General features: G+C 63.3%; 17 protein-coding genes. 8 read left to right on the top strand and 9 right to left on the bottom strand.

Annotation, left to right across the window (positions count from 1 at the left end):
• Positions 1-33: 33 nt before the first annotated feature.
• From ispC to rpsB, 7 genes are all read right to left on the bottom strand, one after another.
• Positions 34-1,224, bottom strand: a complete 1,191-nt coding sequence (gene ispC / locus FH041_RS00360; protein ID WP_088523259.1) for a 1-deoxy-D-xylulose-5-phosphate reductoisomerase — start codon at positions 1,222-1,224, stop codon at positions 34-36.
• Positions 1,221-2,036, bottom strand: coding sequence for a phosphatidate cytidylyltransferase (locus tag FH041_RS00355; RefSeq protein WP_028686886.1), 816 nt, complete (start codon positions 2,034-2,036; stop codon positions 1,221-1,223). Before FH041_RS00355 ends, ispC begins: the two co-directional genes overlap by 4 nt.
• Positions 2,036-2,791, bottom strand: coding sequence for a polyprenyl diphosphate synthase (gene uppS / locus FH041_RS00350; RefSeq protein WP_088523258.1), 756 nt, complete (start codon positions 2,789-2,791; stop codon positions 2,036-2,038). Before uppS ends, FH041_RS00355 begins: the two co-directional genes overlap by 1 nt.
• A gap of 15 nt (positions 2,792-2,806) precedes the next feature.
• On the bottom strand, positions 2,807-3,364 hold the full coding sequence (gene frr / locus FH041_RS00345) for a ribosome recycling factor (protein WP_027913872.1): 558 nt from the start codon (positions 3,362-3,364) through the stop codon (positions 2,807-2,809).
• Positions 3,361-4,104, bottom strand: a complete 744-nt coding sequence (gene pyrH / locus FH041_RS00340; protein ID WP_023534028.1) for a UMP kinase — start codon at positions 4,102-4,104, stop codon at positions 3,361-3,363. Before pyrH ends, frr begins: the two co-directional genes overlap by 4 nt.
• Positions 4,105-4,284: 180 nt before the next feature.
• Positions 4,285-5,148 carry a translation elongation factor Ts gene (tsf, locus tag FH041_RS00335; RefSeq protein ID WP_023534066.1) on the bottom strand — a complete coding sequence of 288 codons (864 nt, stop codon included), beginning with the start codon at positions 5,146-5,148 and terminating at the stop codon, positions 4,285-4,287.
• 182 nt (positions 5,149-5,330) lie between these two features.
• The gene (gene rpsB, locus FH041_RS00330) at positions 5,331-6,068 is read right to left on the bottom strand and encodes a 30S ribosomal protein S2 (protein WP_003252287.1); all 738 of its coding nucleotides are present in this window, start codon (positions 6,066-6,068) and stop codon (positions 5,331-5,333) included.
• Between the two features lie 351 nt (positions 6,069-6,419).
• Here rpsB and map point away from each other — a divergent pair, with 351 nt between their 5' ends.
• The 3 genes from map to dapC are packed head-to-tail and all read left to right on the top strand — an operon-like array spanning position 6,420 to position 11,164.
• Positions 6,420-7,202, top strand: coding sequence for a type I methionyl aminopeptidase (map, locus tag FH041_RS00325; RefSeq protein WP_027913871.1), 783 nt, complete (start codon positions 6,420-6,422; stop codon positions 7,200-7,202).
• 38 nt (positions 7,203-7,240) lie between these two features.
• Positions 7,241-9,940 carry a [protein-PII] uridylyltransferase gene (locus FH041_RS00320; RefSeq protein ID WP_088523257.1) on the top strand — a complete coding sequence of 900 codons (2,700 nt, stop codon included), beginning with the start codon at positions 7,241-7,243 and terminating at the stop codon, positions 9,938-9,940.
• 27 nt (positions 9,941-9,967) lie between these two features.
• On the top strand, positions 9,968-11,164 hold the full coding sequence (gene dapC, locus FH041_RS00315) for a succinyldiaminopimelate transaminase (RefSeq protein WP_027913869.1): 1,197 nt from the start codon (positions 9,968-9,970) through the stop codon (positions 11,162-11,164).
• 26 nt (positions 11,165-11,190) lie between these two features.
• Here dapC and FH041_RS00310 read toward each other — a convergent pair whose 3' ends face one another.
• The gene (locus FH041_RS00310; protein ID WP_027913868.1) at positions 11,191-12,837 is read right to left on the bottom strand and encodes a Na+/H+ antiporter; all 1,647 of its coding nucleotides are present in this window, start codon (positions 12,835-12,837) and stop codon (positions 11,191-11,193) included.
• A 363-nt stretch (positions 12,838-13,200) separates the two neighbouring features.
• Between FH041_RS00310 and FH041_RS00305 the strand changes: the two genes are divergently transcribed.
• From FH041_RS00305 to FH041_RS00290, 4 genes are all read left to right on the top strand, one after another.
• Positions 13,201-13,548 (top strand): ArsC family reductase, encoded by a 348-nt coding sequence (locus FH041_RS00305; protein ID WP_027913867.1) that lies wholly within the window; start codon positions 13,201-13,203, stop codon positions 13,546-13,548.
• Positions 13,549-13,579: 31 nt separating this feature from the next.
• Positions 13,580-14,614, top strand: coding sequence for a 2,3,4,5-tetrahydropyridine-2,6-dicarboxylate N-succinyltransferase (gene dapD / locus FH041_RS00300; protein ID WP_027913866.1), 1,035 nt, complete (start codon positions 13,580-13,582; stop codon positions 14,612-14,614).
• An 81-nt stretch (positions 14,615-14,695) separates the two neighbouring features.
• A complete protein-coding gene (locus FH041_RS00295; protein WP_027913865.1) occupies positions 14,696-15,901 on the top strand; it encodes an aminotransferase class V-fold PLP-dependent enzyme in 1,206 nt (401 codons plus the stop codon).
• Positions 15,898-16,308 (top strand): SufE family protein, encoded by a 411-nt coding sequence (locus tag FH041_RS00290; RefSeq protein WP_027913864.1) that lies wholly within the window; start codon positions 15,898-15,900, stop codon positions 16,306-16,308. The genes FH041_RS00295 and FH041_RS00290 overlap by 4 nt, the downstream gene beginning before the upstream one ends.
• Positions 16,309-16,321: 13 nt before the next feature.
• On the opposite strand, the gene tcdA is transcribed toward FH041_RS00290, so the two are convergent.
• Complete coding sequence (tcdA, locus tag FH041_RS00285) at positions 16,322-17,131, bottom strand: tRNA cyclic N6-threonylcarbamoyladenosine(37) synthase TcdA (RefSeq protein ID WP_033694928.1); 810 nt, start codon at positions 17,129-17,131, stop codon at positions 16,322-16,324.
• Between the two features lie 118 nt (positions 17,132-17,249).
• Between tcdA and FH041_RS00280 the strand changes: the two genes are divergently transcribed.
• On the top strand, positions 17,250-19,847 hold the full coding sequence (locus FH041_RS00280; RefSeq protein WP_027913862.1) for a glycosyltransferase: 2,598 nt from the start codon (positions 17,250-17,252) through the stop codon (positions 19,845-19,847).
• Positions 19,848-19,919 lie beyond the last annotated feature (72 nt).

Below are 19,919 nucleotides of genomic sequence, written 5' to 3'. Positions count from 1 at the left end.
GGGTGCTGTCGTCGATGACCGGGCGAGCCCGCCTCAGCGGCCGTTGAGGTCCAGCCAGGCCCAGGCCAGCTCGCGCGCGCGCTGGTCGGCGGCAAACACTGCTTCCAGCGAAGTCAGCGGCACCACGGGCTCCTGGTCCAGTACCTGTTCGATCATACTCGCGATCTCCGGGAAGCGGATACGGCCCTGGAGGAACGTCTGCACCGCCACTTCGTTGGCCGCATTGAGCACGGCTGGGGCGCTGTTGCCTGCCTGCGCCGCCTGTCGTGCCAGGCGCAGGCAAGGGAAACGCTGCTCATCGGGCGCCTCGAAATCCAGGCGCGCAATGCTGAACAGGTCCAGCGGCGCGACCCCGGAATCGATTCGCTCTGGCCAGGCCAGGGCATTGGCGATGGGTGTACGCATGTCCGGATTACCCAACTGTGCCAGCACCGAACCGTCGACGTAATCAACCAGGGAGTGGATCACGCTCTGCGGGTGCACCACCACCTCAACCAAGCTGGGCGGCGCATCGAACAGCCAGCATGCCTCGATCAACTCCAGGCCCTTGTTCATCATGCTGGCCGAATCGACGGAAATCTTGCGCCCCATCGACCAGTTCGGGTGGGCGCACGCCTGTTCGGGCGTGACGTCCTGCAGGGCCTGGGTCGATGTCTGGCGGAACGGTCCACCCGAGGCCGTCAGCAGAATGCGGCGCACACCCACAGCGCTCAGCCCGCGCGCGTAGTCGCCGGGCATGCACTGGAAGATGGCGTTGTGCTCACTGTCGATGGGCAACAACACGGCGCCCGACTGACGCACGGCGTCCATGAACAAGGCGCCCGACATGACCAGGGCCTCCTTGTTGGCCAGCAGCACCTTCTTGCCGGCCTGCACGGCGGCCAGGGTCGGCCGCAGGCCGGCGGCGCCGACGATGGCGGCCATGACCGCATCCACTTCGCTGGCGCAGGCGACCTGGCACAACCCGGCTTCGCCTTCCAGCACTTCGGTAGCGCACCCTGCCGCTGCCAGGCCTGCACGCAGGCGCCCCGCCGCGTCGGCGCTCGGCACCACGGCGTAGGCCGGGCGATGCCGCACACACAGGGCCAACAGCTCCTCGACGCGGGTGTAGCCGGTCAAGGCGAAGGCCTGATAGCGCTCAGAGTGGCGGGCAATCACGTCCAGGGTACTCAGACCAATGGAGCCGGTGGCCCCCAGCACGGTAATGCGTTGCACTTGACTCACATCACACCCCATTCAGCCGCCCACAACAGCACGGCGAACAATGGGATGGCCGCCGTCAGGCTGTCGATGCGGTCGAGCACGCCACCGTGGCCAGGCAGCAGATTGCTGCTGTCCTTGATGCCCGAGCGGCGCTTGAACATGCTTTCGGTCAGGTCGCCGATCACCGAGGCCATGACCACCAGCGCAGCGCCTGCCAGACCCAGCAGCAGCTGACCAATGCTCCAGTCTCGGCTGATACCCACCACCAGGGTGATCACCAGGCTGACCGCCAGCCCGCCGTACACGCCTTCCCAGCTTTTGCCAGGGCTGACCTGCGGCGCCAGCTTGCGCTTGCCGAAGGCCCTGCCGGAAAAGTACGCACCGATGTCGGCGGCCCAGACCAGAGCCATGACCGACAGGATCAGCCAGTTGCCCAGCGGCCAGTGCTTGAGCAGCACCAGGCCTTGCCAGGCCGGCAGCAACACCAGCAGGCCGATCAGCAGCCGGCAGGCAGCGCTGGCCCACAGTTCGCTGGTGCGTGGGTACGTTAGCACCAGCCAAGTGGCCAACCCCCACCAGATGACGGCAGCCCCAAGCACCCAGGGTGCAAGCTCCGGCAGGATGTACAGCAGCATCAACGCCCCGGCAACGACCAAGGCATAGGCGACACGCAGGGGCTGAGCCATCAACCCCGCCAACCGTGCCCACTCCCAGGCGCCGAGCGTTACCACCAGACCGATGAACAGGGCGAAGTTGCCCCCCTCGAGCAGGAAGAACCCACCCAGCGCTATGGGCAACAGGATCAGCGCGGTAATGATGCGTTGTTTAAGCATTAAGCACGCGCTCCAGCCTCGACCTGCTCGCTGGTCTTACCAAAGCGGCGCTGGCGCGAAGCGAAATCAGCCAATGCACTGCGCATGGCCTCGTGTTTGAAGTCCGGCCAGTAAAGGTCGGAGAAATACAACTCGGCGTAGGCCAGTTGCCACAACAGGAAATTGCTGATGCGATGCTCGCCGCCGGTGCGGATGCACAAGTCCGGCAAAGGCTGCTCGCCGGTCGCAAGGCACGCCTGCAACAACCCTGGGGTGATGTCGTCGGGGCGAAGATGGCCAGCCTGAACTTCACGCGCCAGCCGCTGCGCGGCCTGGGCGATGTCCCACTGCCCACCGTAGTTGGCGGCGATCTGCAGGATGAAGCGGCTGTTGCCTGCGGTCAGCGCCTCGGCTTCGCGCATGGCAGCCTGCAACTCCGGGTGAAAGCGCGAGCGGTCGCCGATGATGCGCAGGCTGATGTTGTTGTCGTTCAAGCGACGCGCCTCGCGGCGCAGCGCCGAGAAGAACAACTCCATCAATGCACCGACCTCATCGGCAGGTCGCTGCCAGTTTTCACTGGAGAAGGCAAACAGGGTCAGCACTTCGACGCCGGCCTCGGCGCACACTTCGATGACTGCGCGCACGGCATCGACGCCCGCCTTGTGCCCGGCAACGCCAGGCAACAAGCGCCGTTTCGCCCAGCGATTGTTGCCGTCCATGATGATCGCGACGTGACGCGGCACCGAGGGAGGCACCGCTGGCTTGGTCTTTTCCATTAAAAAAACCCGGCCTTAGACGGCCATCAGGTCCTTTTCCTTGGCCTTGAAGGCTGCATCCACCTCGGCGACGAACTTGTCCGTCAGCTTCTGGATGTCATCGGCAGCGCGGCGCTCTTCGTCTTCGCTGATGGACTTGTCCTTGGTGAGCTTCTTCAAGTCCGCCAGGGCATCACGACGCACGTTGCGCACGGCGACCTTGGCGTCTTCGGCAACGCCGCTGGCCTGCTTGGTGTAGTTTTTGCGGGTTTCTTCGGTCAGAGCAGGCATCGGCACACGGATGGTGGTGCCGGCGCTCGACGGGTTCAGCCCGAGGTCGGAGGTCAGGATGGCCTTTTCGATGGCAGCGCTCAGGTTCTTGTCGTGAGCGACGATCTTCAGGGTGCGCGCGTCCTCGACGCTGATCGCAGCGACCTGATTCAGCGGCATCTCGCTACCCCAGGCAGTGACCTTGACGCTGTCCAGAATGCTTGGGTGCGCGCGACCGGTGCGGATGGCCGCCAGGTTGCGGCCCAGGGCCTCGATGGACTTGGTCATGCGCTCCTGCGCGTCTTTCTTGATGTCGTTGATCATGCTTGGCCTTCCTCGATCAGAGTGCCTTCAGCGCCGCCCACCACGATGTTCAGCAGGGCGCCTGGCTTGTTCATGTTGAATACCCGCAATGGCATGCCGTGGTCACGGCACAGGCAGATTGCGGTCAAGTCCATCACGCCGAGCTTACGATCCAGGACCTCGTCATAGGTCAGGCGATCGAACTTCTCGGCGTGCGGGTCCTTGAATGGATCGGCAGTGTACACACCATCGACCTTGGTCGCCTTCAGCACCACGTCGGCATCGATTTCGATGGCTCGCAGACAGGCTGCCGAGTCGGTGGTGAAGAACGGGTTGCCGGTACCGGCGGAGAAAATTACCACATCCCCGGAATTGAGGTGGCGAATCGCTTTGCGACGGTCATAGTGATCGGTAACGCCCACCATGGAGATGGCCGACATGACCAGTGCCGGAATGTTCGAGCGCTCCAGCGCATCGCGCATGGCCAAGGCGTTCATCACGGTAGCCAGCATCCCCATGTGGTCGCCGGTAACGCGGTCCATGCCGGCGGCGCTCAGCGCAGCCCCTCGGAACAGGTTGCCACCACCGATGACCAGGCCGACCTGCACACCGATACCGACCAGCTGCCCTACTTCAAGGGCCATGCGATCGAGCACCTTCGGGTCGATCCCGAAGTCTTCGGAGCCCATCAGGGCCTCGCCGCTAAGTTTGAGCAAAATGCGTTTATAGCGAGGTTGGCGACCACTCACCTGCTGAGCCATTGCGAGTCTCTCCTGCGGCGTACTGTAGAAAATTCGTGCGGGCTGTTTGCAGCCTGCTAACTGTAGCGTGGCACCGTTTCGGCGCCAGCGGCGGCAGCGTCGTGTAAACGCCTCGCCGCTTTGACAAAGAGGCTGCGCGCGTGAGCGGGCAGCCTCTTTGGGGCGACAGACGGGGCTGTCTTACTGCTTGGCAGCAGCAACCTGTGCGGCAACTTCGGCAGCGAAGTCGTCGACTGGCTTCTCGATGCCTTCGCCAACCTTAAAGTAGGTGAAGGAAACGATTTCAGCACCGGCTTTCTTGGCCAGCTCGCCGACCTTGACTTCCGGGTTCATGACGAACGCCTGCTCTTTGAGCGAGGCTTCAGCCTTGAACTTGGTGATACGGCCGTTGATCATGTTTTCAACGATGTTTTCCGGCTTGCCGGCAATCTTGTCGGCGTTCAGCTGCAGGAAGACACCCTTCTCGCGCTCGATGGCTTCGGCGGAGATTTCCGACGAGTCCAGGAACTCGGGGTTGGACGCTGCAACGTGCATGGCGATGTTCTTGGCCAGCTCGACGTCACCGCCTTTCAGGACAACGACAGCACCGATCTTGTTGCCGTGCAGGTAGGCGCCGACCACGTCGCCTTCCACACGTACCAGGCGGCGGATGTTGACGTTTTCGCCGCACTTGGCGACCAGGGCTTCACGGGCAGCTTCACGCGAGGCGATCAGCGGAGCGGCGTCGGTCAGCTTCTGGGCGAAGGCTTCTTCCAGGCTTTCGGCGACGAAGTTCTTGAAGTCGTCTTGCAGGGCCAGGAAGTCGGTCTGCGAGTTCACTTCCAGCAGTACGGCGGCCTTGCCGTCGGTCTTGACGGCGATAGCGCCTTCGGCAGCCACGTTGCCAGCCTTCTTGGCGGCCTTGATGGCGCCCGAGGCACGCATGTCGTCAATGGCTTTTTCGATGTCGCCGTCAGCCTTTTCCAAGGCTTTCTTGCAATCCATCATGCCTTCGCCGGTACGCTCGCGCAGTTCTTTGACCAGCGCTGCAGTAATTGCTGCCATTTCAAAATCCTCTTGGAAAGTTTTTCAACCATTCCACCCGTTTGTGACGGGCGTTCAATTCTGCTAATCCGCTGTCTGTGCCTGCATGCCCATGAAAGGGACGGCTGCCGACAGCAGGATTTCAAGGTGGCAAAAAGGGGGCATAGCCCCCTTTTCGCGTGCCAAGTCGACGCTAGCGTCTATTACTCGGCAGCAGGTGCAGCCGCTTCTTCAGCGTAGACTTCGGTGCCGCCAGCAACGTTGTTGCGGCCACGGATGACAGCGTCAGCCATGGAAGTCATGTACAGCTCGATAGCGCGAATGGCGTCATCGTTACCTGGGATGATGTAGTCAACACCTTCCGGGCTGCTGTTGGTATCGACAACGCCAATGACCGGGATACCCAGTTTGTTGGCTTCGGTGATCGCGATGCGCTCGTGATCAACGTCGATGACGAACAGAGCGTCAGGCAGACCGCCCATGTCCTTGATGCCGCCCAGGCTGCGGTCCAGTTTTTCCAGATCGCGGGAGCGCATCAGGGCTTCTTTCTTGGTCAGCTTGGCAAAGGTGCCATCTTCGGCCTGAGTTTCCAGGTCGCGCAGACGCTTGATCGAAGCACGGATGGTCTTGTAGTTGGTCAGCATGCCGCCCAACCAACGGTGGTCAACGTACGGCGAACCGCAACGAGCAGCTTGCTCGGCGACGATCTTGCCGGCGGAACGCTTGGTGCCGACGAACAGGATCTTGTTCTTGCCCTGGGCCAGGCGCTCAACGAACGACAGGGCGTCGTTGAACATCGGCAGGGTTTTTTCCAGGTTGACGATGTGGATCTTGTTGCGCGCACCGAAAATGTACTTGCCCATTTTCGGGTTCCAGTAACGGGTCTGGTGGCCGAAGTGCACACCGGCCTTCAGCATATCGCGCATGTTGACTTGGGACATGATAGTTCCTTGATAAGTCGGGTTGGGCCTCCACGTATCCCAATGACCAACCCGCGAACCCTGAAGCTCGGGGCACCCAGGCCATCGTGTCGACACGTGTGTGGGTTTGGATGCAGACGGAGCTGGCTCCGAAAGCGGCGCATGTTATACCACAGGCTGCGCGCAAACAAAACACGAAACTCACCCCCCAACCGCCGGACGGCAGGGCATGTGCGCCAGCGCACGACCAGCGACGGTGCAGGTGTGGCGTGTTTGCAAGGGCCGCGTGCCGCTACGAGCCCGCACCTCTGATAGAATGACGCCTTTCCCGATTTGAACGCGCCGCCTGCGGCGCCGAGTAGAGAGCCTGTAATGACCGTCACCATCAAGACTGCAGAAGACATCGAGAAGATGCGCATCGCCGGCCGCCTGGCAGCCGACGTGCTGGAAATGATCGAGGAGCACGTCAAGCCCGGTGTCACCACCGAGGAGCTCGACCGCCTGTGCCACGACTACATCGTCAACGTCCAGCAGGCCATACCGGCGCCGCTCAACTACAAGGGCTACCCCAAGTCGATCTGCACGTCGATCAACCACGTGGTCTGTCACGGCATCCCCAATGACAAGCCCCTGAAAAACGGCGATACCCTGAACATCGACATCACGGTGATCAAGGACGGCTACCACGGCGACACCAGCCGCATGTTCCACGTCGGCACCGTGCCGGTGTGGGCCCAGCGTCTGTCCCAGGTCACCCAGGAATGCCTGTACAAGGCCATCGAACTGGTCAAGCCGGGCTGTCGCCTGGGCGACATCGGCGAAGTCATCCAGAAGCATGCCGAGAAGAACGGTTTCTCGGTGGTGCGCGAGTTCTGCGGCCATGGCATCGGCAAGGTATTCCACGAAGAGCCGCAGATCCTGCATTACGGCCGCGCCGGCACCGGCATGGAACTCAAGGAAGGCATGACCTTCACCATCGAGCCGATGATCAACCAGGGCAAGGCCGACACCAAGGTGCTGGGCGATGGCTGGACCGCGATCACCAAGGACCGCAAGCTCTCGGCGCAGTGGGAGCATACCCTGGTGGTCACGGCGACCGGGTACGAGATCTTCACCCTGCGCAAGGACGACACCATCGCCCGCACCTCGGCCTGAGCCACCCCAGCAGCCTTCGATGACAGGAACCTGACCCCATGCTCCAGCTCGACCCCGAACTGTTCGACCGTGGTCAGTTCCAGGCGGAACTGGCCCTCAAGGCCAGCCCCATACCCGCCTTCAAGAAGGCCATTCGCCAGGCGGGCGAGGTGCTGGACAAGCGCTTTTGCGCAGGCCACGCCATCCGCCCACTGATTCAAGCTCGGGCCTGGCTGGTGGACAACGTCCTGCAGCAGGCCTGGAACCAGTTCGACTGGGGCGAGCAGGGCGGCATTTCCCTGGTGGCGGTCGGCGGCTACGGGCGCGGTGAGCTTCACCCGCACTCGGACATCGACCTGCTTATCCTGCTGGGAGAGGCCGAGCACGAACGGTATCGCGATGCCATCGAGCGCTTTCTGACCCTGCTGTGGGACATCGGCCTGGAGGTCGGCCAGAGCGTGCGCACCGTCGATGAGTGTGCCGAACAGGCCCGCGCCGACCTCACCATCATCACCAACATGATGGAAAGCCGCACCATCGCCGGCCCGGAAGCCCTGCGCCAGCGCATGCTCGAGGTCACCAGCACGGCGCACATGTGGCCGAGCCGCGAGTTCTTCCTGGCCAAGCGCGCCGAGCTGCAGGCGCGCCACCACAAGTACAACGACACCGAGTACAACCTCGAGCCCAACGTCAAGGGCTCGCCTGGGGGGCTGCGCGACATCCAGACCGTGCTGTGGGTGGCGCGCCGCCAGTACGGTACCCTGAACCTGCATGCCCTGGCCGGCGAAGGCTTCCTACTGGAAAGCGAGAATGCGCTCCTGGCCTCCTCCCAGGATTTCCTGTGGCGGGTGCGCTACGCCCTGCACATGCTCGCCGGCCGTGCCGAGGATCGCCTGCTGTTCGACCACCAGCGCAGCATTGCCGCCCTGCTGGGCTACAGCGACGAAAACCCCAAGCGTGCCATCGAGCAGTTCATGCAGCAGTACTACCGGGTGGTGATGAGCATCAGCCAGTTGTGCGACCTGATCATCCAGCATTTCGAGGAAGTCATTCTCGCCGACGACGACAGTGGTACCACCCAACCGCTCAATGCGCGCTTCCGCCTGCATGACGGCTACATCGAGGCCGTGCGCCCGAACGTGTTCAAGCGCACGCCGTTCGCCATGCTGGAAATATTCGTGCTGATGGCCCAGCACCCGGACATCAAGGGTGTGCGTGCCGACACGGTACGCCTGCTGCGCGAGCATCGGCACCTGATCGACGACACCTTCCGCAACGATATTCGCAACACCAGTCTGTTCATCGAACTGTTCAAGTGTGAAATCGGTATTCATCGCAACCTGCGGCGCATGAACCGCTACGGCATCCTCGGGCGCTACCTGCCGGAGTTCGGGCTGATCGTCGGGCAGATGCAGCACGACCTGTTCCACATCTATACCGTCGATGCCCATACCCTCAACCTGATCAAGCACCTGCGCAAGCTGCAGTACACACCGGTGTCGGAGAAATTCCCGCTGGCCAGCAAGCTCATGGGCCGCTTGCCCAAGCCCGAGCTGATCTACCTGGCCGGTCTCTACCACGACATCGGCAAAGGCCGTCAGGGCGATCATTCCGAGCTCGGCGCGGTCGATGCCCTCAAGTTCTGCGAGCGCCACCAGCTCCCAGCCTGGGACAGCCGGTTGATCGCCTGGCTGGTGCAGAACCACCTGGTCATGTCCACCACCGCCCAGCGCAAGGACTTGTCCGATCCGCAGGTGATCAACGACTTCGCCCTGCACGTGGGGGATGAAACACGGCTGGACTACCTCTATGTGCTGACGGTGGCGGACATCAACGCCACCAACCCCACCTTGTGGAATTCATGGCGAGCCAGCCTGTTGCGCCAGTTGTACACCGAGACCAAGCGTGCCCTGCGCCGTGGGCTCGAAAACCCGCTGGATCGTGAGGAGCAGATTCGCCAGACCCAGTCCTCGGCATTGGACACGCTGGTGCGCGAAGGCACCGACCCAGATGACGTGGAGCAGCTGTGGTCGCAGCTGGGGGATGACTACTTCCTCAAGCACACCGCCTCCGACGTGGCCTGGCACACCGACGCCATCCTGCAACAGCCGGCTGACGGTGGCCCGCTGGTACTGATCAAGGAAACCACCCAGCGCGAATTCGAAGGCGGGACTCAGATCTTCATCTATGCCCCTGACCAGCACGATTTCTTCGCCGTGACGGTGGCGGCCATGTCGCAGCTGAACCTGAACATCCACGACGCCCGCATCATCACCTCCAGCAGCCAGTTCACCCTGGACACCTACATCGTGCTGGACAACGACGGCGGTGCGATCGGCGACAACCCGCAACGGGTCAGGCAGATTCGCGACGGCCTGACCGAGGCGCTGCGCAACCCCGAAGACTACCCCACGATCATCCAGCGTCGGGTGCCGCGCCAACTCAAGCACTTCGACTTCCCGCCGCAGGTGACCATCCTCAACGACGCCCAGCGCCCGGTGACCATTCTCGAAATCACCGCGCCCGACCGGCCGGGCCTGCTGGCGCGGCTGGGGCGCATCTTCCTGGAATTCGACCTGTCGTTGCAGAACGCCAAGATTGCCACCCTGGGCGAGCGTGTGGAGGACGTGTTCTTCATCACCGACGCCGACAACCAGCCCCTGTCCGACCCGCAACTGTGCAGCCGCCTGCAGGAAGCCATCGTGCAACAACTGCAAGCAGGGCAGGCCAGCGCCAGCCCTGCCCGCGTGACCTTTTGACGACATGATTGACGAGACCTTGCGCCAATGAACCCTGCCTTGAGCCAGCTTCAGCCCTACCCTTTCGAAAAGCTTCGTGCCCTGCTGGGCAGCGTTACGCCCGCTGCTGACAAACGCGCCATTGCCCTGTCGATTGGCGAGCCCAAGCACGCCTCGCCACCCTTCGTGGCCCAGGCGATGGCCGACAACCTCGACAAGCTGGCGGTATACCCCAGCACGCTGGGCCTGCCTGCCTTGCGCCAGGCCATCGGGCAGTGGTGCGAGCGCCGCTTTGGCGTGCCTGCTGGCTGGCTGGATGCCGATCGTCATATCCTGCCGGTGAACGGCACCCGCGAAGCGCTGTTCGCCTTTACCCAGGCGGTGGTCGACCGTAGTGCCGATGGCCTGGTGTTGAGCCCCAACCCGTTCTACCAGATCTATGAAGGGGCTGCGCTGTTGGCCGGTGCCACCCCGTACTACCTGCCGTGCCTGGAAAGCAACGGCTTGAACCCCGACTTCGACGCGGTGCCCGACCACGTCTGGGCCCGTTGCCAGGTCCTGTTCCTGTGCTCACCCGGCAACCCCACCGGCGCCCTGGTGCCCATGGACACCTTGAAAAAGCTGATCGCACTGGCCGATGCGCACGATTTCGTGATCGCTGCCGACGAATGCTACAGCGAGTTGTATTTCGATGAGGATGCACCGCCACCGGGGCTGTTGTCGGCCTGTGCGGAGCTGGGGCGTAATGACTTCAAGCGCTGCGTGGTGTTCCACAGCCTGTCCAAGCGTTCGAACCTGCCGGGGCTGCGCTCGGGCTTCGTGGCCGGCGATGCCGACATCATCAAGCCGTTTCTGCTGTACCGCACCTACCATGGTTGCGCCATGCCGGTGCAGACACAGTTGGCCAGCATCGCCGCCTGGGAGGATGAGGCGCATGTGCGCGCAAACCGCGACCAGTACCGCGCCAAGTATGACGCCGTGCTGGCCATCCTCGAGCCGGTCATGGATGTGCAGCGCCCGGACGGCAGCTTCTACCTGTGGGCCAAGGTGCCGGGTAGCGATGCCGACTTCACGCGCGATCTGTTCGAGGCCGAGCACGTGACCGTGGTACCCGGCTCGTACCTGTCCCGTGAAGTGGGCGGGGTCAACCCCGGCGCCGGACGCGTGCGCATGGCGCTGGTTGCCCCGCTGTCCGAATGCATCGAGGCGGCCGAGCGTATTCGCGCGTTCTTGCACACGCGCTGAAGCCTTTTAGGCAAGACGGGGCCAGTTCACTTGATCTGGCCCAGGTTAGCCTCGCTCATGTCCAGGTCGCCCAGCACATGCCGCACCACCTCGTCGCCGAGCAGGTGCTGGCGGTGCAGGTTGTAGAGCTCCAGGCGCTGGGCCCGCAGCGCACGCAAGCGCAGGCGGCGCTCGAGCAGGTCCATCTGCTCGGCCAAGGCCCTGGCCTCCTCACTGTCATTGTGCCGGTCCAGCTGGTCGCGATACTCAGCCATCAGCCGAGCCTTCAATTCTGTAGCCAGTGTGGCCTGGGCGGCATCCTGCGGCGCGTTGGCATCGACCACCTCCTCGGCCTCCAAGGCGTGAATCGCGGCCTCAGCGGTGCGTCGCCAGGCTTCATGCACCTCTTGCTGCATGCGCTCGTCAGGGCTTTTGGTCACGCCGCGCAGTAAAAGCGGCAGTGCGACACAGGCACCGATCAACGACAGCAGGATGACACCGGCGGCAATGAAGATCAGCAGATCGCGCTCTGGAAACGCCTTGTCCGCGCCCATCAGCAACGGAATCGACATCACACCCGCCAGGGTGACGGCCCCTCGCACACCGCCCAGCGTGAGCAACCAGCACGAGCGTGCGGTGGGCAACATCACCAGCGCAGGCTTGCCGCGCCAACGGCGCAGAACCCCCACCAGGCGCCAGATACTCTGCACCCAGATGAACCGCAGCACGATCAGCGCCGCGAAGATGGCGACCACGTCCAGGCAGCGCCAGGCCAGGGTCGGCCACAGCGTGGTTTCATGGCTGACCACCGCCTTGACGATGTCGGGCAGTTGCAAGCCCAACAACAGGAAGATCAGCCCATTGAACGCGAACTCCAGCAGCGACCACACGCTACGATTGAGCAGGCGGGTGCTGGTCTGGCGTGGCAGCAGGTCGAGCCAGCTCTGCATCATGCCGGCCGCCACTGCCGAGAGGATGCCCGACACCCCGAGGCGCTCGGCCAGCACATAGGCCGCGAACGGCAGCAGCAGCATGAACACCACATGGGTGGCCGGGTCGTCCCAGCCGCGGCCGATCATCCAGGCACGCAGGCGGCCGACCAGCCAACTCAGCGCCACCCCCACGGCCAGACCGCCAAGCGCCACCAGTGCGAAGCTCAGGCTGGCATCGGTCAGTGAAAAGACACCGGTGATGGCCGCAGCCAGGGCGAACTTGAAGGTAACCAGGCCCGAGGCATCGTTCATCAGGGCCTCACCCTGGAGCATGTGCATCAACGGCGTAGGCAGGCGGTCCTGGGTAATGGCCGACACGGCCACCGCGTCAGTCGGCGACAGTACGGCTGCCAGCGCGAATGCCACCGGCAACGGGATGCTCGGCAACAACCAGTGGATGAAATAGCCCGCACCGACCACGGTGAACAACACCAAGCCCACCGCCAGGGCCACCACCGGGCCGCGAATGCGCCACAACGCGCGTTTGGGAATGCGCCAGCCATCGGCGAACAACAGCGGCGGCAAGAACAGAAACAGAAACAGTTCGGGGTCGAGGGCGACATGCAGCCCCAGTGTCGGCCAGGCCAGCAAAGCGCCAGCTGCGATTTGTACCAGCGGCAGAGGCAGGGGAATCAGGCGGCCGACCAATTTCGACACGCTGACCAGCATCAGCAGGATAAGGACGGTATAGGCGGACTGCATCCAGTGGGTCTTCCTTCTTCAAACGGCCCCGTACCCGAGGACAAAACGTACACCTGGATCAGCATGGTAACGGGTGACAAGCGTGCCTGGCCGCTGCACCAAGGTCGCAGGTGGCGAACTAATGTGTAACATGAAGATACATCTACCGCCCAAGGGTTCAGCCGGTATCGGGAAATGACCGGTGGTTTCGCTCAATTGGACGCACGTTCCCGCCCATGAAGGAAGGCAGCACGCGTTTGCAGAAGCAACCGCTGCCCGTTCAGGACAACCTCCCGTGGCGCCGTGCGGAGGGTTATCGCATAATCGCGCGACTGACATTCGGAAATGGAGAGATTGGGGCGACACGTATCCCCGATGCACACAATGACCTACACGCTCTACGGCATCAAAGCCTGCGACACCATGAAAAAGGCTCGCACCTGGCTCGACGACCAGGCCATCGCCTACGAATTCCATGACTACAAGACTCAAGGCATCGACCGTGACAGCCTGAACCGCTGGTGCGACGAGCACGGCTGGGAAACCCTCCTCAACCGCGCCGGCACCACGTTCCGCAAGCTCGACGACGCCAGCAAAGCCGATCTCGACCAGGCCAAGGCCGTCGAGCTCATGCTGGCCCAGCCTTCGATGATCAAGCGCCCGGTACTCGACCTGGGTACGCGCACGCTGGTGGGCTTCAAACCCGACCTGTACGCCGCCGCCCTGGCCTGAGTCCCTACCCTATTTAGCAAGAGGTAACCACATGTCCAATTCCCTGTTCAGCCTGGCCTTTGGTGTCGGCTCCCAGAACCGCCAGGGCGCCTGGCTGGAAGTGTTCTACGCACAGCCCCTGATCGACCCGAGCCCCGAGCTGGTCGCGGCCATCGCACCAATCCTTGGCTATGAGGGTGGCAACCAGGCCATCACCTTCAGCAACGCCCAGGCCGCGCAACTGGCCGACGCCGTCAGAAGCGTCGATGCCGCACAAGCCGCCCTGCTCACGCGTCTGGCAGAAAGCCACAAGCCGCTGGTGGCCACCCTGCTGGCTGAAGACGCCGCACTGGCCTCCACGCCCGAGGCCTACCTCAAGCTGCACCTGCTGTCCCACCGCCTGGTCAAGCCGCACGGCGTGAGCCTGGCCGGTATCTTCCCCCTGCTGCCAAACGTGGCCTGGACCAACATCGGCGCCGTGGACCTGGCCGAGCTCGCCGAGCTGCAACTCGAAGCGCGCTTGCGTGGCGAGCTGCTGGAAGTGTTCTCGGTGGACAAGTTCCCGAAGATGACCGACTACGTGGTCCCGGCCGGCGTGCGCATCGCCGACACTGCACGGGTACGCCTGGGCGCCTACATTGGCGAAGGCACCACCATCATGCACGAAGGTTTCGTCAACTTTAACGCCGGCACCGAAGGCCCGGGCATGATCGAAGGTCGTGTGTCGGCCGGTGTCTTCGTCGGCAAAGGGTCGGACCTCGGTGGCGGCTGCTCGACCATGGGTACCCTGTCCGGCGGCGGCAACATCGTCATCAAGGTCGGCGAAGGCTGCCTGATCGGTGCCAACGCCGGTATCGGCATTCCACTGGGCGACCGCAATACCGTCGAAGCGGGCCTGTACATCACCGCCGGGACCAAGGTGAACCTGCTGGACGAGCACAACGAACTGGTCAAGGTCGTCAAGGCACGCGACCTGGCGGGCCAGGCCGACCTGTTGTTCCGCCGCAACTCGCTCAATGGCGCCGTGGAGTGCAAGACCCACAAATCGGCCATCGAGCTGAACGAAGCCTTGCACGCACACAACTGAAAACCCCACCGGGTATGAAGTGTTAAGATCGGGTCTGGCGCCTCAGCGCCAGACCCGATTTTCATTCCAGGCCCCGCGAATATGTTCCAGCCCTCCCCCTGGCGTGCCGATTTTCCTGCCATCGACGCCCTGCAACGCCAGCACCAGACCTACCTGGACAGCGCCGCCACCGCTCAGAAACCCCAGGCGCTGCTCGACGCTCTAGGCCATTACTATGGCAGCGGCGCGGCCAATGTCCACCGTGCCCAGCACCTGCCTGGCGCGCGGGCAACCCAGGCCTTCGAAGCCAGCCGCGACAAGGTCGCCCGCTGGTTGAATGTCGGACAGACCGGCCAGATCGTGTTCACCCATGGCGCCACGGCTGCGCTGAACCTGCTGGCCTACGGCCTGGAGTCTCGTTTCGAGGCCGGCGACGAGATTGCCATCAGCGCCCTCGAACACCATGCCAACCTGCTCCCGTGGCAGCAGCTGGCACACCGACGCAACCTGCGCCTGGTGATATTGCCGGTCGATGCACGCGGTTTCATCGACCTGGAGCGGGCGCTGCAGATGATCGGGCCACGCACCCGCGTCCTCGCCGTCAGCCAGTTGTCCAACGTGCTGGGCACTTGGCAGCCGCTGCCGGCCCTGCTCGCCCATGCCCGCGCACAGGGTGCACTGACGGTGGTAGACGGCGCCCAGGGTGTGGTGCATGGGCGCCAGGACCTGCAGCAACTGGGGTGCGACTTCTATGTGTTCTCCAGTCACAAACTGTACGGGCCGGACGGGGTGGGCGTTTTGTACGGGCGCGACCAGGCGCTGGGGCTGCTGCGCCATTGGCAGTTCGGCGGAGAGATGGTGCAACTGGCCGAGTACCAGCGCGCGAGCTTCAGGCCGGCGCCGCTGGGCCTGGAAGCCGGCACACCGCCCATCGCCGGGGTGATCGGCCTTGGCGCTACGCTCGATTATCTGGCGAGCCTGGACGCGGCGGCGGTGCTGGCTCACGAGGCCGGGTTGCATGCCCGGCTGATCGAGGGCCTCACGCAACGCGAAGGTATTCGCCTGCTAGGCCTGCCGCAGTGTGCGTTGGCCAGCTTCGTCGTGGAAGGGGTGCACAACGCCGATATCGCGCACCTGCTCACCGAACAAGGCATTGCCGTGCGGGCAGGCCATCACTGTGCGATGCCCCTACTCCAGGGGTTGGGCCTGGACGGGGCGATCCGCGTGTCGCTGGGCCTCTACAATGACCAGGCCGACCTGCAACGCTTCTTCGAGGCGCTGGACCAGGCGCTGGAGTTGCTGCGATGACCTTGCCAGCACAAGCCGATCAGGCACTGGAGGCCTTTGCGCAGAGCAAGGGCTGGGAGCAGCGCGCGCGGCTGTTGATGCAGTGGGGGGACCGCCTGGAACCGCTGACTGAAGCCGAGAAGACCGAAGCCAATCGCGTTCACGGGTGCGAAAGCCTGGTCTGGCTGGTGGCCGATGCCGTGGACGGCCACTGGCGATTCAAGGCCAGCAGCGATGCACGCTTGCTGCGCGGTCTGCTGGCGCTGCTGCTGGTGAGGGTGCAGGGCTTGAGTGGTGAGGCGCTGCTGGCGCTGGACGTGCAGGACTGGTTCGGGCAACTGGGCCTTGAACGCCAGCTGTCACCCTCACGCAGCAACGGCTTGCATGCCGTGGTGCAGCGAATGGCTGTGCTGGCTTCTGGGCGTTGATGCCACCGCGCATTCACTCCGGCCGGACACGCTCCGATGGCCGCCTGGCGCCCGCTACCAGCTTCTCCACGGCTTTGCTGGCGGCAACCATGCCGAACGTGGACGTCACCATCATCACCGCGCCAAAGCCGCCGGAGCAGTCCAGCCGTACGCCCTCGCCCACGAAACTCTTCTGCAGGCACACACTGCCATCCCCCTTGGGATAACGCAGCTGTTCACTGGAAAACACACAGGGCACGCCATAGTTACGGCTGACATTGCGCGAGAAGTTGTAGTCGCGGCGCAAGGTCGAGCGCACCCTTGAGGCCAGCGGGTCGTTGAAGGTCTTGTTCAAGTCCGCGATCTGGATCTGGGTCGGGTCGATCTGGCCACCTGCACCACCGGTGGTGACGATGCCGATCTTGCGCCGCCGGCACCAGGCTATCAGGGCTGCCTTGGCCATGACGCTGTCAATGCAGTCCACCACGTAGTCGAACTGTTCGGTGATGTACTCGGCCATGGTCTCGCGGGTGACGAAATCGGCCACCGCGTGGACCTTGCACGCCGGGTTGATGGCCCGCAGGCGCTCGGCCATCACCTCGACCTTGGGCCGGCCCACCTGCCCTTCCAGCGCATGGGCCTGACGGTTGGTATTGCTCACGCACACATCATCCAGGTCAAACAGGGTGATCTCACCCACCCCCGAGCGGGCCAAGGCTTCGGCCACCCACGAGCCCACCCCGCCAATCCCGACGATGCCCACGTGGGCCTGCTGCAGGCGCTGCAGGCCCTGGTCGCCATACAACCGGGCCACCCCTGCAAAACGTGGATCTTCTGTGCTCATGTCAATACCCCAAAAAACCGGCGCGCATTATAGGCCAGCCAGGCCATGCCCTGCACGGTTATGAAAGACACCTTAACCCTGCTTTAATGTCGTAACACTTCGACACTTATGGACGACAATGTCTTCACGTAAATTCGGCCTGAACCTGGTAGTGGTCCTGGCCATCGCGGCGCTGTTCACCGGTTTCTGGGCGCTGATCAATCGCCCGGTATCGGCACCGGCCTGGCCCGAACAAATCTCCGGCTTTTCCTACTCGCCGTTTCGCCTGGGTGAAAGCCCGCAGAAGGGCCAGTACCCGGACGACAACGAGATGCGTCAGGACCTGGAGCAGATGAGCAAGCTCACCGACAGCATCCGTATCTACACCGTCGAAGGCACCCAGGCGCACATCCCGAAGCTGGCCGAGGAATTCGGGCTGCGGGTAACGGTGGGGATCTGGATCAGCCCGGACCTTGAGCGTAACGAGCGCGAGATCGCCACGGCCATCGAACTGGCCAACACCTCGCGCAGCGTGGTACGGGTGGTGGTCGGCAACGAAGCCTTGTTCCGCGAGGAAGTGACGCCGGAAAACCTCATCCAGTACCTGGACCGTGTACGCGCGGCCGTGAAAGTGCCGGTGACCACCAGCGAGCAGTGGCACATCTGGAAACAGAACCCGCAACTGGCCAAGCATGTGGACCTGATCGCCGCCCACATCCTGCCCTACTGGGAATTCGTGCCCATGAAGGACTCGGTCGAGTTCGTCCTCGACCGTGCGCGGGAGCTGAAACACCAGTTTCCCCGCAAGCCGCTGCTGCTTTCGGAAGTGGGCTGGCCGAGCAATGGCCGGATGCGCGGTGGTGCCGATGCCACCCAGGCCGACCAGGCCATCTACCTGCGCACCCTGGTCAACACGCTCAACCGACGCGGCTTCAACTATTTTGTGATCGAAGCCTACGACCAACCCTGGAAAGCCAGCGATGAAGGCTCGGTCGGGGCCTATTGGGGCGTGTTCAACGCCGAACGCCAGCAGAAATTCAACTTCGAAGGCCCCGTGGTCGCCATTCCCCAATGGCGAGCCTTGGCAGTGGCCTCGGTGGTGCTGGCGATGATTGCACTGATGGTGCTGTTCATCGATGGCTCGGCCCTGCGCCAGCGTGGGCGCACCTTCCTGACGTTCATCACGTTCCTGTGCGGATCGGTGCTGGTGTGGATCGCCTACGACTACAGCCAGCAGTACAGCACCTGGTTCAGCCTTACGGTAGGCGTGCTCCTGGCCCTTGGCGCACTGGGGGTGTTCATCGTGCTGCTGACCGAAGCCCATGAGCTGGCCGAGGCAGTATGGACGCACAAGCGGCGGCGCGAATTCCTGCCGGTGCACGGCGACAGTGCCTACCGACCGAAAGTGTCGGTGCATGTGCCGTGCTACAACGAACCGCCGGAAATGGTCAAACAGACCCTCGATGCCCTGGCCGCGCTGGATTATCCGGACTACGAAGTGCTGGTCATCGACAACAACACCAAGGACCCGGCCGTGTGGGAGCCGCTCAAGGCCCACTGTGAAAAGCTCGGCGAGCGCTTCCGGTTCTTCCACGTCGCACCCCTGGCCGGTTTCAAGGGCGGCGCGCTCAACTACCTGCTCCCGCACACGGCCAAGGATGCCGAAGTGATCGCGGTGATCGACTCGGACTACTGCGTCGACCGTAACTGGCTCAAGCACATGGTGCCGCATTTCGCCGATCCGAAGATCGCCGTGGTGCAGTCGCCGCAAGACTACCGCGACCAGCACGAGAGCGCCTTCAAGAAGCTGTGCTACAGCGAGTACAAGGGCTTCTTCCACATTGGCATGGTCACCCGCAACGACCGCGATGCGATCATCCAGCACGGCACCATGACCATGACCCGGCGCAGCGTGCTGGACGAACTGGGCTGGGCCGAGTGGTGCATCTGCGAAGACGCCGAACTTGGCCTGCGGGTGTTCGAGAAGGGCCTGTCGGCGGCCTACGCCCACAACAGCTATGGCAAGGGCTTGATGCCTGACACCTTCATCGACTTCAAGAAACAGCGCTTCCGCTGGGCCTATGGCGCCATCCAGATCATCAAGCACCACGCCGCTGCCCTGCTGCGCGGCAAAGGCAGTGAATTGACCCGCGGCCAGCGTTACCACTTCCTGGCCGGCTGGCTGCCGTGGATTGCCGACGGCATGAACATCTTCTTCACGGTGGGGGCCTTGTTGTGGTCTGCCGCCATGATCATCGTGCCGCACCGGGTGGACCCGCCGCTGATGATCTTCGCCATCCCGCCGCTGGCGCTGTTCTTCTTCAAGGTCGGCAAGATCGTGTTCCTGTATCGCCGCGCCGTTGGGGTCAACCTCAAGGATGCACTGGCCGCTGCGCTGGCCGGGTTGGCGTTGTCGCACACCATCGCCAAGGCCGTACTGTACGGGTTCTTCACCAGCAGCATGCCGTTCTTCCGCACGCCGAAAAATGCCGACAGCCATGGCTTGCTGGTGGCGATTTCCGAAGCGCGGGAAGAACTGTTCATCATGCTGCTGTTGTGGGGCGCTGCAGCCGGAATTTACCTGGTGCAGGGCTTGCCGAGCTCGGACATGCGCTTCTGGGTCGCCATGCTCCTGGTGCAGTCGCTGCCCTACCTGGCCGCGCTGGTGATGGCGTTTCTGTCATCACTGCCCAAGCCTGAAGCAAAGGCTACGGAAAAGGCTGTCGAGACGCCCTAGGCGTGAGGCCTTGCAGGCCGACTTGCCGGCCATCACCGGCAAGTCGCCTGCAAAAGGACTGCGTGTTGTGCG

This window comes from Pseudomonas sp. SWI7, from assembly GCF_006351945.1.
Classification (GTDB): Bacteria; Pseudomonadota; Gammaproteobacteria; order Pseudomonadales; family Pseudomonadaceae; genus Aquipseudomonas; species Aquipseudomonas fulva.
Note: the sequence above shows the minus strand (reverse complement) of the source record. Positions and strands in the feature narration are given on the sequence as shown.